This window comes from Pseudonocardia sp. C8, assembly GCF_014267175.1.
GTDB lineage: Bacteria > Actinomycetota > Actinomycetes > Mycobacteriales > Pseudonocardiaceae > Pseudonocardia.
Genome location: NZ_JACMTR010000002.1, coordinates 3,182,048 through 3,197,408 on the forward strand (window position 1 = coordinate 3,182,048; position 15,361 = coordinate 3,197,408).

The following is a 15,361-nucleotide window of genomic DNA, read 5'->3' on the forward strand; positions in this document are numbered from 1 at the left end:
CGACCTCCTCAGAAGTGGTAGACGTCGACCACGTGGTGGATGTAGTCGTTCTTCAGCACCACGGTCTTGCGGCGGATCAGGGGCGACTCCCCCGAGAAGTCGATCGTGTAGAACGACGTGCCGTAGTACGGGTCCACGGTCTTGTACCGGAAGTACATCGTGTGCCAGTTGAACCGGACGTCGACGAGGTCGCCGCGGCGCTCGATGACCTCGACGTTGGAGATGTTGTGGCTGGTCCGCGGCTCGGGAAGGGAGGTCGCCGAGGACCGCTCGGTGCGGATCCGGAAGACCCGGTCCTCCAGGCCGCCCTTGTTCCCGTAGTAGATCAGCGAGATCTCGCGCTGCGGGTCCTCGGTGAGCCGGTCGGTGTCGTCCCACGCCGGCATCCAGTAGACGACGTCGTCGGCGTAGCACTCCAGCCACTGCTCGAACTCGCGGTCGTCGAGGTACCGCGCCTCCCGGTAGAGGAACTGCTCGATCATGTTCTGGGTGATCAGGGTGGACGAGCGCTGCTCGGTGGTGGTCATGCCCGCGCCTCCTCGGACTCGATGGCGGCGCGCATGACGTCGCGCCAGTAGCCGTGCTGCACGGGGTAGAGCCCCTCGTCCTCGTTCTTGACCCCGGCCGAGACGACCCCGTGCATGTCCAGTGCCTTCGCGACCTCGTCCGGGCCGGTCAGCCAGTGCTGCGCACCGCGGGACATGTCGTTCCACGGGGCCGCGGTGGCCTCGAAGGTGAGCTGGCAGGCCCGGAACTCCTCCAGGTCGTCCGGGGTGGCCATGCCGGAGGCGTTGAAGAAGTCCTCGTACTGCCGGATCCGGTGCGCTCGGGCGGCGTCGCTCTCCCCCCTCGGCGCGATGCAGTGGATCGTCACCTCGGTCTTGTTCGGCGCGATCGGCCGGAAGTGCCGGATCTGGGTGGAGAACTGGTCCATCAGGTAGACGTTCGGGTAGAGGCACAGGTTGCGGGAGCCCTTGACCATGAACTCGCCCTTGGCCTCGCCGAACCGCTCCTTCAGCGTCTCCATCTCGCTCCACAGCGGACGGTCCTGCGGGTTCGCCGCCCAGGTCCACAGGCAGAGGTGGCCGTTCGGGTAGGACCAGTAGCCGCCGCCGGACTTGCCCCAGCCGCCCGCGTCGAGCGCCTTGGTGTCGTTCTTCGACTCGCCGGACCCGCGGCGCGAGGTGGTCGCGGCGTAGTTCCAGTGCAGCGCGGAGACGTGGTAGCCGTCGGCGCCGTTCTCGGCCTGCACCTTCCAGTTGCCGTCGTAGGTGTAGGTCGACGAGCCGCGCAGCACCTCCAGCCCCTCCGGGGACTGGTCGACCAGCATGTCGATGATCGTGGTGGTGTCGCCGAGGTGCTCGGACAGCGGCAGCACGTCGGCGTTGAGCGAGCCGAACAGGAACCCGCGGTACTCGTCGAACCGGGCGACCCGGGTCAGGTCGTGCGAGCCGTCCTTGCCGAAGCTCTCCGGGTAGCCGGCGCCCTCGGGGTCCTTGACCTTGAGGAGCGTGCCGTCGTTGCGGAAGGTCCAGCCGTGGAACGGGCAGGTGAGCGTGAGCCGGTTGTCGGTCTTGCGGCGGCACAGCATCGACCCGCGGTGCGCGCAGGCGTTGATCAGGCAGTGCAGCTCCCCGTGCCGGTCCCGGGTGATCATCACGGGCTGCCGGCCGATGTGGGTGGTCACGTAGTCGCCGGGCTCCGGGAGCTGGCTGGTGTGCGCGAGGTAGACCCAGTTGCCCTCGAAGATGTGCCGCATCTCGAGTTCGAAGATCTCCTCGTCGGTGAAGATCCGGCGGTTGGCGCGGTAGACGCCCGCCTCCGGGTCCTCGACGACGGCCGAGTCGAGCACGCGGCGGACGTGGTCGGAGTGGGCGACGGCGGTCATCGGCGTCCTCCTGGTCGTGGTCCGGGAATGCGCACCACGCTGCCGGGCCGCCGGGTCCGGCACCCCGGGCAGATGCCCAGTCCTGACCCAGGGTGTTCTCAGATGCCTGAGATCTCATTCCCGCTCAATCCGGTCTTTGTGCCTCTGGCCGAGCCGGTCCTACGCTCGGTTCCGTCCCGCCCGACGGCCACGAGGAGGTGTCTCGCATGGAACTGCGCCAGCTGCGCTACTTCGTCGCCGTCGCCGAGACCCGCCACTTCGGGCGCGCCGCCGAGCGGCTGCACATGGCCCAGTCGCCGCTGTCGCAGGCGATCCGCCAGCTGGAGGGTCAGGTCGGCGCGACGCTGTTCGAGCGCACGACCCGCCGCGTCGACCTCACGCCCGCCGGCGCCAGCCTGCTCGAGGACGCCTACCGGATCCTCGCCTCGGTCGAGGACGCCCGCCGCCGCGTCGAGCGGGTCGCGGCCGGCTCCGACGGCGTCGTCACCGTGGGCACCACGGACCTGGCCGCCTACCGGCTGCTCCCCCGGCTCGCCGGGCTCGTCGCCCGCCGGATGCCGGCGGTGACCCTGCGGTTCCGGCCCGGTTTGCTCACCGCGGCCCAGGAGGACGCGCTCGACGAGCGCCGCATCGACCTCGCCGTGCTGCGGCCGCCGGTGCTGCGGCCCGACCTGTCCACCCGGACCGTCGCCGAGGAACGCCTGGTCGCGGCGCTGCCGGCCGGGCACCGGCTGGCCGGGCGGGCCCGCGTCTCGCTCGCCGACCTGCGCGGCGACGACTTCGTCGCCTACGGCGCCACCGGCTCCGTCGTCGACTCGGTCGCGGTGCAGGGCTGCCTGGAGGCCGGTTTCCTGCCGCGGCGCCGCACCGAGGCCCGGGACACGCCGATCCTGCTCACCCACGTCGCCGCCGGCGACGGCGTGGCGCTGCTGCCCGGCTCGGTGCGCGCGCTCGGCACCGAGGGCGTCGTCTACGCCGACCTGGCGGAGGAACTCCGGGTGGACCTGGCGCTGGCCTGGCGCACCGAGGACCGCTCGCCCGCACTCGTCCGGCTGCTCGACGTGCTCGCCGACCACGCCCGCGAGCTCGACCCCACGCACGGCGCAGGCGAGACCCTGCCCGCCGCCGCCCCCGGAGGACCCTGATGAAGATCGTCGCCGTCGAGGCGATCCCGTTCGCCGTGCCGTACCGCAAGCCGCTGCGCTTCGCCAGCGGCGAGGTGCACACCGCCGACCACGTGCTGGTCCGCGTGCACGCCGAGGACGGGATCGTCGGGGTCGCAGAGGCGCCCCCGCGCCCCTACACCTACGGCGAGACCCAGGCGTCCATCCGGGCGGTGATCGAGACCGTCTTCGCACCGGAGCTGGTCGGGCTGTCGGTGTTCGACCGGGAGAAGATCCACGCGGTGCTCGACCGCACGATCGCCAACCCGGCCGCCAAGGCCGGGATCGACATGGCGGTCTGGGACGTCGTCGGCCGCACGCTCGGCGTCGGGGTGACCGACCTGCTCGGCGGGTGGACCGACCGGATGCGGGTCTCGCACATGGTCGGGTTCGCCCCGGACGAGGTGATGGTCGCCGAGGCGCAGCGGATGCGCGACGAGCACGGGATCACCACCTTCAAGGTGAAGGTCGGCCGCCGCCCGGTGTCGCTGGACACCCGGGCCTGCCGGGCGCTGCGCGAGGCACTCGGCCCGGACGTCGAGCTCTACGTCGACGGAAACCGCGGCTGGTCCGCGTCCGAGGCCGCCCGCGCCCTCGACGAGATGGCCGACCTCGGGCTGACCCTGTCCGAGGAGCTGATGCCCGCCGACCAGGTGCTGGGCCGGCGCTGGCTGACCGGGCGCACGTCGGTCCCGACGGTCGCCGACGAGTCCGCCACCCGCCCCGGCGAGGTGACCCGCGAGCTGCTCGACGGCGCCGCCACCATGGTCAGCATCAAGACCGCCCGGACCGGGTTCACCGGCTCGCAGCGGGTCCTGCACCTCTGCGAGGGCCTCGGCACCGAGGTCGTCATGGGCAACCAGATCGACGGCCAGATCGGCACCGCCTGCAGCGTCGTGTTCGGTGCGGCGCACCGGCACACCAGCGCCCGCGCCGGGGAGCTGTCGAACTACCTGGACATGGCCGACGACCTGCTCACCGAGCCGCTGCGGATCACCGGCGGGGAGCTGCAGGTCCCCGCCGGCCCCGGGATCGGGATCGAGATCGACCCCGGCAAGCTCGCCCACTACCGCACCGATTCCTGACCCGCCCCACCACGGAGAGAGAGCATGAGCACCACAGAGACCGCCACCGCCGCCGGCTCCGGCCGCAACGCCACCGAGACGTTCCGGAAGAAGCAGGGCACCGGCGCCACCGGCGTCGACCAGGCACGGGTCGACGCCGTCGCCCGCGACGTGCTGTCCGCCATGCACGACGTCATCCGCCGGCACCGGCTCACCTACGCCGAGTACGACGCGCTCAAGGCGTGGCTGATCCGCGTCGGCGAGGACGGCGAGTGGCCGCTGTTCCTGGACGTGTGGATCGAGCACGTCGTCGAGGAGGTCGCCAACGCCGACCGCAAGGGCGCCGTCGGCACGATCGAGGGCCCCTACTACGTGCCCGGCGCCCCCGAGTTCACCGGCGAGGGCACCCTGCCGATGCGCGAGGACGAGCCCGGCACCCCGTTCCTGTTCCAGGGCACCGTCACCGACCTGGACGGCAACCCGCTCGCCGGCGCCACCGTGGACTTCTGGCAGGCCGACGACGCCGGGTTCTACTCCCAGTTCGCCCCGGGCATCCCGGAGTGGAACCTGCGCGGGGTCTGCCGGACCGGCGACGACGGCACCTTCAAGATCCACACGGTCAAGCCGGCGCCCTACATGATCCCGCACGACGGCGCCTGCGGCGCCCTGATCGAGGCGGCCGGCTGGCACCCCTGGCGGCCGGCGCACCTGCACCTGAAGGTCGCGGCGCCGGGCCGGCAGCTCATCACCACCCAGCTCTACTTCGCCGGCGGCGACTACGTCACCGACGACGTCGCCCAGGCCGTCAAGCCGGAGCTGATCCTGGACCCGGTCCCGGCCGCGTCCGGCACCGGTGAGGAGGTCACCTACGACTTCGCGCTGGACCCGGCCTGATGGCCCGGTTCGCCGTCCGGATGGAGGTCGACCTCCCGGCCGACATGGACCCGGCCGCCAAGGCCGACCTGCTCGCCCGGGAGAAGGCCTACTCCCAGCAGTGGCAGCGCTCCGGCGAGTGGGTCAGCATCTGGCGCTGCGTCGGCGAGTACGCCAACCTGTCGATCTTCGAGGTGCGGGACAACGAGCAGCTCCACGAGATCCTCTGGGGGCTGCCGCTGTTCCCGCACATGACGATCCAGGTCACGCCGCTGGCGACGCACCCGTCGGACATCCGGGCCTGACGCGCTAGCCCTCGGCGCAGACCAGCCCGAACAGGACGGCGTCCGGCCCGCCGGCGCACCCGGACGACATCCCGGCCTGCTCCACCCGGCCGGTGGCGCCGGCGGGCGTCGCCGGAGCCACCGCCAGCAGCAGCGCCGCGGCGGCCAGCACGGCCGCCAGCAGCAGCCCGGCCAGCGCGAACGCGTTCACGCCCGGCCCGTCGTCCTCACGCATCGCCGCGCCCCCTTCTCCCCCGTGCGGTGACATACTCCCATGGGGAGTACTCCCCTGGGGAGTATGGGAGGGTCTCGAAATGCCTCGAGGTCAGACGCCGACCACCACGTCGTACGCGACGCTGGGCCTGCTGGCGGTGCAGCCGTGGAGCACCTACGAGCTCACCAACCAGATCCGGCGCAGCCTGGCCCGCTTCTGGCCCCGCGCGGCGAGCAAGCTCTACGAGGAACCGCGCAAGCTCGTGGCCCTCGGCTACGCCACCGCCGAGACCCAGCACCAGGGCCGCAGGCGGCGCACCGTCTACTCGATCACCCCCGAGGGCCGGCGCGCGCTCGCCGCCTGGCTGGCGACGACCGGCGCGGCCCCGGCGCTGGAGTCGGAGCCGATCCTGCGGGTCTTCCTCGCCGACCAGGGCAGCCGCCGCGACCTGCTCACCACCATCGCGTCGATCCGGGCCTGGGCCCGGGAGCAGGCCGTCCTCGACGCCGCGATCGCCCGCGAGCACCTGGGCGGCAGCGGCCCGTTCCCGGAGCGGCTACCGGTGAACACCCTGGTCGGCCGCTACCTGTCGGAGATCTCGGACGCCACCGAGCGGTGGGCCGACTGGGCGGGCGAGGTCGTCCGCTCCTGGCCCGACGACATGTCCGGGCTGCCGGTCGACACCGCGGCGCTGAAGGTGATCGCCGACCGCGACCCGGCCGTCCGGGACGGGTGAGCGACCCGCCACCCGGGTTAACGTGACCGGATGACGACGATCGGCGAGGCCGGCTGGCAGGTGCTGGGTGCGCACGGGATCGACACCGTGTTCGGCAACCCCGGATCGAACGAGCTGCCGTTCCTGGCCGCCATGCCCGAGGGCACCCGGTACGTCCTGGGCCTGCACGAGGGCGCCGTGCTGGGCATGGCCGACGGATACGCCCAGGCCACCGGCGGACCCGCCCTGGTCAACCTGCACGCCGCGTCCGGAACGGGGAACGCGCTGGGCGCGCTCACCAACGCCGTGTACGCCCACTCCCCGCTGGTGCTCACGGCCGGCCAGCAGGTCCGCTCCACGGTCGGCCAGGAGGTCATGCTGACCAACGTGGACGCCGCCGCGCTGCCGCGCCCGCTGGTGAAGTGGTCGCACGAGCCGCTCGACCCGCAGGACGTGCCGCGCGCGCTGTCCCAGGCGGTGCACACCGCGCTGCTGGAACCGCGCGGACCGGTCTACCTCTCGATCCCCTACGACGACTGGTCGGCTCCGGCCGGCCCGGACACCGCCCACGTGGTGGGCCGGCGGACGGTGTCGGCGGCCGGGCTCGACCCGGCGCAGCGTGACGCGCTCGCCGACGTGCTCGCGGGCGCGGAGAACCCGGTCCTCGTGCTCGGCCCGCAGGTCGACGCCGACCGGGCCAACACCCACGCCGTCGCGCTGGCCGAGCGGCTCGCGTGCCCGGTGTGGATCGCGCCGTCGGCGTCGCGGTGCCCGTTCCCGACCCGGCACCCGGCGTTCCGCGGGGTGCTGCCGGCCTCGGTGCGGGACGTGACGCAGCGCCTGGCCGGGCACGACGCCGTCCTCGTGGCAGGGGCGCCGGTGTTCCGCTACCACCAGTACCTCCCCGGCGACCTGCTGCCCGCCGGGGCCCGGCTGCTGCACCTCACCGCGGATCCGGCCGAGGCGGCCCGGGCCCCGATGGGCGACGCCTGGGTCGCGCCCGTGGGACCGGCACTCGCAGCACTCGCGGAGCGGGTTCCGGCGGCGGCGCGCCCACCGCAGCCGGCGCGGGCCCCGTTCCCCGAGCCCCCGTCGGCGACCGGCCACGTCCTGCCCGAGCAGCTCTTCGCCCTGGTCCGGGAGGCCGCGCCGGCCGGGGCGGTGCACGTCGTCGAGTCGACCTCGACCGCGGACGCCTACTGGGCGCAGGCCGACCTGGCCGAACCGGGCAGCTACCTGTTCCCCGCATCGGGCGGGCTGGGGTTCGGGCTCCCGGCCGCGGTGGGGGCGCAGCTGGCGCACGGCGACGGGCGCCGGGTCGTCGCGCTGGTCGGGGACGGTTCGGCGCACTACGGCATCACGGCGTTGTGGACGGCCGCCCGGTACCGGGTGCCGGTCGTGTTCGTGATCCTCAAGAACGGCACCTACGGCGCGCTGCGCGGGTTCGCCGAGCTGCTCGGCACCGGGGAGACCCCCGGGCTGGACGTGCCCGGGGTGGACTTCTGCGCGCTCGCCGAGGGCTACGGCGTCCCCGCCGTCCCGGTCCGGGACGCCGACGCGCTGGCCACCGCGCTGAAGGAGGCGTTCGACGCCGACGGCCCGCGGCTGGTGGAGGTCGTCACCGCGCCCGGTGCCGGGTGAACCGCACCGCCGCCCGCCCGAGCAGGCCCACGACCAGCGCGACCGCACCGGCCAGCACCGCGGCAGGCGGGAGCAGCACGGCCAGCGCCAGGCACCCCACCAGCCCGCCCGCCGACAGCGCCCGCCGCCACGGCCGGTCCCGGTGCAGGGTGAGCGCCGCGGCGTTCGCGACCGCGTAGTACAGCAGCACCGCGAACCCGGACAGCCCGATCGCGGTGACCGGCGCGGCCGTCAGCACCAGCACGAGCACGACCGCCCCGACCGCGAGCTCCGCCCGGTGCGGCACCGCGTACCGCGGATGGACGGCGGCGAGCGCGCCGGGCAGCTCGCGGTCCCGGGCCATCGCGAGCACGGTGCGCCCGACCCCGGCGACCAGCGCGAGCAGCACCCCGGCCGAGGCGACGGCCCCGCCCGCCCGGACGAGCGGGGCGAAGCCGGGCCCGGCGGCCGTGGCCAGCGGGGCGGGCGAGGCGGCCAGCGCCGCGGGACCGGCCGCCGTCAGCGCGGCCACCGCCACCACCGCGTAGACGCCCAGCACCAGCCCCAGCGCGAGCGGGATCGCCCGCGGGATGGTGCGGGCCGGGTCGCGGACCTCCTCGCCGAGCGTCGCGATCCGCGCGTACCCGGCGAACGCGAAGAACAGCAGGCCGGCGGCCTGCAGGATCCCGAGGACGCCGGCGCCGCCCCAGCCGGTCCACGCCGACGCGACGGCCGGCCGGGACAGCGCGGACACCACGACGGCGGCCAGCACCGCCAGCGTGAGCGCGACCAGCACGCGGGTGGCGGCCGCGGTCCGGGTCACTCCCCGCAGGTTCACCGCGACCACGGCGACGACCGCGGCGGCGGCGACCGCCCGGGCGTGCTCCGGCCAGGCGTAGGAGCCCAGGGTCAGCGCCATCGCCGCGCACGACGCCGTCTTGCCGGTGACGAACGCCCAGCCCGCGACGAACCCCCACACCTCCCCCAGCCGGCGGCGCCCGTAGACGTAGGCGCCGCCGGACTGCGGGTGGCGGGCGGCGAGCCACGCCGAGGACATCGCGTTCGCCGTCGCGACCGCCGCGGCCACCAGCAGCGCCGGCAGCACGGCCGTCCCGGCGGCCGCGGCGGCCGGGCCGAGGACGGCGAACACCCCGGCGCCGAGCATCGAGCCCAGCCCGACGACGACGGCGTCGGTGAGGCCGAGGCGGCGGGACAGCGACGGTGATCCGGTCACCGGGTCAGCCTCCCGCACGCCTCCCGGTCACGCCGGGACGGGGATCCCGAGCAGCGCCGGCAGGTCCGCCACCCCGCCGACGACGTCGGTCGGTCCGGCCACGGCCAGCTCCTCCCGGGTCTGCGCCCCGGTGAGCACCCCGACGACCCGGCCGGCCCCGGCGTTGCGCCCGGCCTGCACGTCGAGCACGGTGTCGCCCGCGGTGAGCACCCGGGCCGGGTCCGCCACGTGCGCCAGCTCCATCGCCCGGTGGATCATCGCCGGGTCCGGGCGGCCGGCACCGACGTCGTGGGCGCACACCACGGCGTCGAGCTCGCCGGTGAACGCGGCCGGAAGCGCGGCCAGCAGCGGGTCGGTGACCTGCCGGTCGAACCCGGTGGTGAGCACGACCGACGTGCCCGCGGAGCGCAGCGCGGCCAGTGCCGCGGGCACCCCGGGCAGCGGCTGCGGCGGGGTCGCGGCGTAGGCCTCGGCGAGCCGGGCGACGAACGTCTCGTGCAGGTCCTCGACCTGCGCGCGCCCGGTCAGCGCGGCGAGCGCCTCCCGCTTGTCGGCGCCCATCCAGCGCCGCAGCTCGGTGTCGGCCGGCGGGTGGCCGGCCTCGGTCACGACCTCGGCCAGCACCCGGTAGACGGCACCGCCCTCGTCGACGGTGGTCCCGGCGATGTCCAGGACGGCCAGTTCGATCATGCTTCACTCCCGAGGCGGCGGCGGACCAGCGCGGACAGCTGGTCGACGGCGACGACCAGCACGAGGACGACGAGGATGTGGGTCAGCATCTCGTCGAACCGGAACAGCTGGATCGACTGGTTGATGAGGAACCCGATGCCGCCGGCGCCGACCAGGCCGAGCACCAGCGACGAGCGGACGTTGACGTCGAACCGGTACATCAGCAGCCCGGCCAGCTGCGGGGTCACCGACGGCAGCAGCGCGTGCGCCGCGACCTGCAACCGCCCGGCCCCGGCCGAGCGCAGCGCCGTGGGCGGGCCCGGGTCGGCGTCCTCGATCGTCTCGGCCCACAGCTTGCCCATGACGCCGACGTTGTGGAACACCAGCGCGAGCACGCCGGGGAACGGGCCGAGCCCGACCGCGGTCACGAAGATCAGCGCGAACACGACGTCCGGGACGGCCCGCAGGAACGACAGCAGACCCCGGGCGAGCTGGTAGACGACCGCGCCCGGCGCGGTACCCCGCGCCGCGGCCAGTGCGAGCAGCAGCGCGAACGGGATCGACAGCGTGGTGCCGAGCAGGCCGATCCAGAGCGTGACGAGCGCGGCCTCCATGCTCGGCCCGAGCACGTCCCAGCCCAGGTCGGGCGGGATCGCCTCGGACAGGAACTCGGCCATGCCGTCGGCCCCGTCGATCAACGCGCCGAACGACATCTCGGTGGTGCGCCAGGCGATCACGTGCACGACGACCAGCACGCCGATGATCACCCCGGCCAGGGCGAGCGTGTGCGGCCTGCGCGGCCGGGCGGGAACCGGGAGGCGGCGGACCTCGTCGTCGGTGACGGTCATGACGTGGGCTCCAGTTCGCGCGCCCCGGACGGGTACAGGGCGCTGACGTCGGTCTCCGGCGGCCCGTCGAGGACGACGGATCCGTCGCGCAGCCCGACGAGCCGGTCGGCGTGCCGGGCGGCCAGCGCCGGCTGGTGCAGCACGGCGAGCACGGCCAGGTGCTCGGTGTGCGCCAGCTCGGCGAGCAGGCCGAGGACCTGCTCGGCGGCCGCCGGGTCCAGCGCGGAGACCGGCTCGTCGGCGAGCACCACCCGGGCCCGCTGGCACAGCGCCCGGGCCACCGCGACCCGCTGCTGCTGGCCGCCGGACAGCGACCCGGCCCGGTCGTGCGCCCGGTCGGCGAGCCCGACCCGGTCCAGGCAGGCCACGGCCTCCTCCCGGACCGCACGCGGGAACAGCGCCGGGACCAGCGACGACCGCAGCGGCAGCCGGCCCAGCGCGCCGGCGCACACGTTGTCCAGCACGGTGCGCCGCGGCACGAGGTGGATCTTCTGGAAGACCAGGGCCACGTCGAGGCGGCCGCGCCGGGCACCGTCGACGAGCACCTCGCCGTCGGCCGCGGTCAGCCCGGCGGCGGCCCGGAGCAAGGTGGACTTGCCGGAGCCGTTGGCGCCGAGCACGGCGAGCAGCTCGCCCGCCGCGACGTCGACGTCGACCCCGTGCAGGACCTCGCGGTCGCCGTAGCGGACCCGCGCACCCCTCACCTGCAGCATTACTCCACGTCCTTCTCGGTCAGCCCGAGCTTCTGGGCGAGCTCGACCAGCGGCCGGTAGGTGTCGTGGGTGACCGGGACGAGCTTGCCGGGCGGGGAGACGTCGAGCAGCGCGCCGACCTCGCCGACCGCCTGCGGGTCCAGGTTCAGCAGGGCGTCCGAGACGGCGGCCTTGAACTCGGGATCGAGGTTGCCGCGCACCGTGACCGGGTCGTTCGGGATCGGCGCGGAGCGCCAGATCTGCCGGAACCTCGCCGGGTCGAAGGTCCCGGACTTCTTCGCGGACTCCAGCTGCTGGGTGTTGATCTCGGCGGCGTCGACCTTGCCGTTGGTCAGCGCCAGCAGGGCCTCCGGGTGGCCGCCGGCGTAGTCGATGCGGACGTCCTCCTGCCGCACGCCCGCGTCGACCAGGGCCTGGCGGGGCAGCGCGTCGCCGGAGGTCGACCCGACCGAGCCGAGGGCCAGGCTGCGGCCGCGCAGCTGGGCGACGGAGGTGATGTCGGAGTCCTTCGGGACCCAGATCCCCGCCGTGTACGTGGACAGCTTCCCGTCGGCGGTGCCGAACGAGGCGACGGCCTCGGCGCCGGCGCGCTGCTGGGCGAAGACGTAGCCGAGCGGGCCGAAGATGCCCAGCTCCAGCTCGTCGTTGTCCATGGCGAGGACCTCGGCCGAGTAGTCCTCGGTGACCTGGACCTCGACCGGGCAGTTCAGCCGGCGTTCCAGGGCGTCACCGAGGACGTTGGCGGCCGGGACGAGCTTGGCCGGGTCCTCGAAGGGCTCGACGCCCATCCGGATCTTCCCGTCCGGGCAGGTGGGCGAGTCGGCGGCGCCGCCGGCGGACGGCCCGCTGCAGGCGGTGAGGGTGAGGGCGGCCGCGAGGAGCAGGCCGGCGGCGTGTCGGGGACGCATCAGGACTCCTTGGTGGTGAGCGTGTCGAGGACGGCCGGGGCGAGGCCGAAGGCGGTGGTCATGCCGATGCCGGAGGTGACGGTCACGGCCGTCGTCGCCGGCCCGGCGGGGCGGATCAGGAACTCGCCGGGGGCGTCGGCGTAGACGCCCTGCCAGCGGCGGGTGACCTGCAGCCCGGTCCCAAGCAGGGCCCGGGTCTCGGCGAGGAGCAGGTCGTCGAGCCGTTCGTGCGACCAGGGGTCGGGGGTGCGGTCGTAGGCGTGGGTGTCCCCGACGACGAGGTCGCCGCCGGGCAGCTGGGTGAGCATGTGGTTGACGACGGCGTCGAGCAGCTCCGGCCGTTCGCTGCGCCAGCGCGCGCGCAGCGCACGGGCGCCCTCGGTCGCGGCGAGGGCCGGGTAGCGCAGCATCGAGCTGCCGGTGAGCACCGCCGGCCCGACGTCGACCGGTGTGCTCGTGCGGACCTGCAGCATCTGCAGGACGCAGCGGCGCAGGCCGGCCTCGTCGGCCAGGGCCGGGAACAGCCGGTCCAGGTCGTGGCCGACGCAGACGATCACGTGCCGGGCGCGGACGTCGCCGCGCCCGGTGCGGACCGTGACCGGCCCGTCGCCGGTCGCGCCGGTCGCCCCGGATCCGTCGATCCCGAGGACCGGGCAGCCGAAACGGACCTCGGCACCCAGCCGGCCGTCGAGCCACGCGGCGATCGCACCGACCGCCCGCCGCTGCTCGACCCGCAGGTCGCGGGGCAGGAACGCGCCGCCGTGCAGCCCGTCCGGCGCGACCGGGATCCGGTCGGTGACCTGCGCCGGGTCGAGGAGCACGACGTCGTCGCCGCGCGTGGCGGCCAGCTCGTCGAGCGCCGCCCGCTCCTCGGCCGAGCGGGCCACGACGACGGTGCCGCACTCGGCGACCCCGAACCCGGCCTCCTTCCCGAGCCGCAGCCAGGTGTCGCGGCCACGGTGGGCGTACTCGAGGGCCTCGCCGGTCTGCGCGGTCAGGCAGCCGTGGCCGAAGTTCCGCACCGAGGCGCCGACGGCGCGCTCGTCGCGGTCCAGGACGGTCACGGACAGGCCGCGGTCGACGGCCTCCACGGCATGGGCGAGGCCGACGACGCCGGCCCCGACGATCACGACATCACTCGTGCGGGTCACGAGAGTGACAGTGGCAGCGTCGGAACCCCCGGACAAGGCTTGTAGATACAAGTCAGAGCTTGTTCACCTGCAGTCTTTCTGGGTGACGCGCAAGCCACCCTGTCGCTTGTACAGTCAGCTCTGTGGCCACTCCGTTGCACCGCACACTCGCCGACGAGCTGCGCTCCCGGATCCGTTCCGGCGCCATCGGCGTCGGCGAGATGCTGCCGTCCGAGGCGGACCTGTGCCGGGAGTTCGCGACCTCACGGGGGCCGGTGCGCCAGGCACTGGCCGCCCTGCGGGACGAGGGGCTGATCGGCGGCGGGCAGGGCAGGCGGCCGGTGGTGCTCGACGACGTGCCGGCGCAGCCGTTCGAGTCGTTCCTGTCGTTCACCCGGCGGGCCGAGCTGACCGGGCACGTGCCCGGTCAGCGGCTGCACGAGATCGCGCTGCGCACCCCCGACGCCGGGACCAGCGCGGCCCTGCACCTGGAGCCCGGCGACTACGCCGTCCAGCTGATCCGGCTGCGGCTGCTCGACGACCGGCCGGCGATGCTCGAGCGGATGACCTTCGTCGAGAAGGTGGGCCGCCCGCTGCTGGAGGCCGACCTCAACGCCGGCTCGATCTACGCGTTGCTCACCGAGCACGGCGTCGACCTGCACACCGCCCGGCACACCTTCGACGCGGTCGCCGCCGACCGGCTCGACGCCGAGCTGCTGGGCGTCGCGCTCGGGCACCCGCTGTTGCGGGAACGGCGGCTGACCTGGAACGGCGCCGGCGAGGTGCTGGAATGGTCCGAGGACCGGTACCGCCCGGACGTCGCCACGGTGACGATCACGAACACCCGCAGCGGCCGGGGCGCGTTCACCCGGGAGTGACCGGCGGCCCGGGCCGGGGCTCAGGGACGCACGGCCTGGCGGGGTGCCGCCCCGGGCGTGCCGGCGGCGGCGAAGGCGGCGTCGAGGTCGTCGAGCGCCCAGGGGCCGCCGACGAGGTCGGCGAACGGGAACCGGGCGTGCTCGGCGGCGAGGAACCCGACCGCCGCGGCGAGGTGCCGGGGTGCGTAGTTGTGCACGCCGACGACCGTGTGCAGGCCGCGGACCAGGCCTTCCGGGTCGAGGTCGACCGGCGGCCCCGGTGTCACCGAACCGGCGAGCACCGCGGTGCCGCCGACGTCCAGCCCGTCCAGGCAGGTCCGCACGGCCGGCGCCGCCCCGGACAGCTCCAGCGCCACGTCGAAGGCCCGGGTGCCCGGGGACTCGACCGCCGCCGTCGCCCCGAAGCGCAGCGCCCGCGCCCGGCGGTCGGCGTGCGGGTCGGCGACGACGACCTCGGCGCCCGCCCGGGCGGCCATCGCGACCGCGGTCACCCCGAGCATCCCGGCCCCGGTGACCAGCACCCGGTCGCCGGGACCGACCGGCCCGGCGGCGTCGAGCACGGCCGCGACGGTGGCGGTCGCGCAGGACGCGGGGGCGGCGACACCGTCCGGGACCGCGTCCGGGACGACCGCGGTGGCCGTCCCCGGGGCGAGCACGCAATGGCTGGCGAACCCCCCGGTCAGCGGGTGCGCCTCGTCGAGCGGCTGGTGGCCGTACTTGACCAGGCCGGTGCACTTCTGCGGGATGCCGCGGCGGCAGCGCCGGCACGTCCCGCAGGACGCGGCGACCGACCAGACGATCCGGTCGCCGGCCCGGACCGGGCTGCCGTCCCCGTGCCGCGGGCCGTCCGGGACCTCACCCACCGCCACGACCCGGCCGACCTGCTCGTGACCGAGCACCCCCGGGGCCGGCGACGGCCGCCGGCCCCGGGTGGTGTGCAGGTCCGATCCGCAGACCGTGGCGAGGTCGACCGCGACCAGCACCTCACCGGGCCCGGGGCGCTCCGGGAGCGGGGTGGAGACGATACGGAACGGCGCACCGACCCCGTCCCAGCGTGCGTAGCGGGCGGTGGGCGCGGTGACCGTCATGCCGGCAGGGTCGCAGCGGCCGGTAGCGGCGTCCACCAACTTGTATCGACAAGCTGGTGAACGCCGCGCACG

Annotated in this window: 17 protein-coding genes; 7 read left to right on the plus strand and 10 right to left on the minus strand. The window is 74.7% G+C overall.

Annotated elements, in window-relative coordinates:
• Window positions 1-8: 8 nt before the first annotated feature.
• Entirely contained in the window at window positions 9-527 is a 519-nt protein-coding gene (benB, locus tag H7X46_RS15315; RefSeq protein ID WP_186360047.1) for a benzoate 1,2-dioxygenase small subunit, read from the minus strand.
• Window positions 524-1,888 carry a benzoate 1,2-dioxygenase large subunit gene (gene benA / locus H7X46_RS15320; RefSeq protein ID WP_186360048.1) on the minus strand — a complete coding sequence of 455 codons (1,365 nt, stop codon included), beginning with the start codon at window positions 1,886-1,888 and terminating at the stop codon, window positions 524-526. Before benA ends, benB begins: the two co-directional genes overlap by 4 nt.
• A 206-nt stretch (window positions 1,889-2,094) precedes the next feature.
• On the opposite strand from benA, the gene H7X46_RS15325 reads away from it, so the two are divergent.
• The 4 genes from H7X46_RS15325 to H7X46_RS15340 are packed head-to-tail and all read left to right on the plus strand — an operon-like array spanning window position 2,095 to window position 5,293.
• Window positions 2,095-3,033 carry a LysR substrate-binding domain-containing protein gene (locus H7X46_RS15325; protein WP_186360049.1) on the plus strand — a complete coding sequence of 313 codons (939 nt, stop codon included), beginning with the start codon at window positions 2,095-2,097 and terminating at the stop codon, window positions 3,031-3,033.
• Window positions 3,033-4,136 (plus strand): mandelate racemase/muconate lactonizing enzyme family protein, encoded by a 1,104-nt coding sequence (locus tag H7X46_RS15330; RefSeq protein ID WP_186360050.1) that lies wholly within the window; start codon window positions 3,033-3,035, stop codon window positions 4,134-4,136. Before H7X46_RS15325 ends, H7X46_RS15330 begins: the two co-directional genes overlap by 1 nt.
• A gap of 24 nt (window positions 4,137-4,160) precedes the next feature.
• Window positions 4,161-5,009 carry a catechol 1,2-dioxygenase gene (gene catA / locus H7X46_RS15335; protein ID WP_186360051.1) on the plus strand — a complete coding sequence of 283 codons (849 nt, stop codon included), beginning with the start codon at window positions 4,161-4,163 and terminating at the stop codon, window positions 5,007-5,009.
• Window positions 5,009-5,293, plus strand: coding sequence for a muconolactone Delta-isomerase family protein (locus tag H7X46_RS15340; protein WP_186360052.1), 285 nt, complete (start codon window positions 5,009-5,011; stop codon window positions 5,291-5,293). The genes catA and H7X46_RS15340 overlap by 1 nt, the downstream gene beginning before the upstream one ends.
• A 4-nt stretch (window positions 5,294-5,297) precedes the next feature.
• Here H7X46_RS15340 and H7X46_RS15345 read toward each other — a convergent pair whose 3' ends face one another.
• A complete protein-coding gene (locus H7X46_RS15345; RefSeq protein ID WP_186360053.1) occupies window positions 5,298-5,507 on the minus strand; it encodes a hypothetical protein in 210 nt (69 codons plus the stop codon).
• Between the two features lie 79 nt (window positions 5,508-5,586).
• Here H7X46_RS15345 and H7X46_RS15350 point away from each other — a divergent pair, with 79 nt between their 5' ends.
• Together H7X46_RS15350 and mdlC are read left to right on the plus strand one after the other, a co-directional pair.
• The gene (locus H7X46_RS15350; protein ID WP_186360054.1) at window positions 5,587-6,222 is read left to right on the plus strand and encodes a PadR family transcriptional regulator; all 636 of its coding nucleotides are present in this window, start codon (window positions 5,587-5,589) and stop codon (window positions 6,220-6,222) included.
• Between the two features lie 30 nt (window positions 6,223-6,252).
• Window positions 6,253-7,842, plus strand: coding sequence for a benzoylformate decarboxylase (gene mdlC / locus H7X46_RS15355; RefSeq protein ID WP_186360055.1), 1,590 nt, complete (start codon window positions 6,253-6,255; stop codon window positions 7,840-7,842).
• On the opposite strand, the gene H7X46_RS15360 is transcribed toward mdlC, so the two are convergent.
• From H7X46_RS15360 to H7X46_RS15385, 6 genes are read right to left on the minus strand one after another with little or no spacing between them, the layout of a single operon-like run.
• Window positions 7,820-9,055, minus strand: coding sequence for an APC family permease (locus tag H7X46_RS15360; protein WP_370588788.1), 1,236 nt, complete (start codon window positions 9,053-9,055; stop codon window positions 7,820-7,822). The genes mdlC and H7X46_RS15360 overlap by 23 nt on opposite strands.
• Window positions 9,056-9,082: 27 nt before the next feature.
• Window positions 9,083-9,745 (minus strand): phosphonatase-like hydrolase, encoded by a 663-nt coding sequence (locus H7X46_RS15365; protein ID WP_186360056.1) that lies wholly within the window; start codon window positions 9,743-9,745, stop codon window positions 9,083-9,085.
• Entirely contained in the window at window positions 9,742-10,572 is an 831-nt protein-coding gene (gene phnE / locus H7X46_RS15370; RefSeq protein WP_186360057.1) for a phosphonate ABC transporter, permease protein PhnE, read from the minus strand. The genes H7X46_RS15365 and phnE overlap by 4 nt, the downstream gene beginning before the upstream one ends.
• Window positions 10,569-11,285 carry a phosphonate ABC transporter ATP-binding protein gene (locus H7X46_RS15375; protein WP_186360058.1) on the minus strand — a complete coding sequence of 239 codons (717 nt, stop codon included), beginning with the start codon at window positions 11,283-11,285 and terminating at the stop codon, window positions 10,569-10,571. Before H7X46_RS15375 ends, phnE begins: the two co-directional genes overlap by 4 nt.
• Window positions 11,285-12,193 (minus strand): phosphate/phosphite/phosphonate ABC transporter substrate-binding protein, encoded by a 909-nt coding sequence (locus H7X46_RS15380; RefSeq protein ID WP_186360059.1) that lies wholly within the window; start codon window positions 12,191-12,193, stop codon window positions 11,285-11,287. The genes H7X46_RS15375 and H7X46_RS15380 overlap by 1 nt, the downstream gene beginning before the upstream one ends.
• The gene (locus tag H7X46_RS15385) at window positions 12,193-13,344 is read right to left on the minus strand and encodes a TIGR03364 family FAD-dependent oxidoreductase (protein ID WP_370588789.1); all 1,152 of its coding nucleotides are present in this window, start codon (window positions 13,342-13,344) and stop codon (window positions 12,193-12,195) included. Before H7X46_RS15385 ends, H7X46_RS15380 begins: the two co-directional genes overlap by 1 nt.
• Window positions 13,345-13,466: 122 nt before the next feature.
• On the opposite strand from H7X46_RS15385, the gene H7X46_RS15390 reads away from it, so the two are divergent.
• Window positions 13,467-14,201 (plus strand): GntR family transcriptional regulator, encoded by a 735-nt coding sequence (locus tag H7X46_RS15390; RefSeq protein WP_186360060.1) that lies wholly within the window; start codon window positions 13,467-13,469, stop codon window positions 14,199-14,201.
• A 20-nt stretch (window positions 14,202-14,221) separates the two neighbouring features.
• Here the strand turns inward: H7X46_RS15390 and H7X46_RS15395 are convergent, their stop codons facing one another.
• Window positions 14,222-15,289 (minus strand): zinc-binding dehydrogenase, encoded by a 1,068-nt coding sequence (locus H7X46_RS15395; RefSeq protein ID WP_186360061.1) that lies wholly within the window; start codon window positions 15,287-15,289, stop codon window positions 14,222-14,224.
• Window positions 15,290-15,361: the final 72 nt, after the last annotated feature.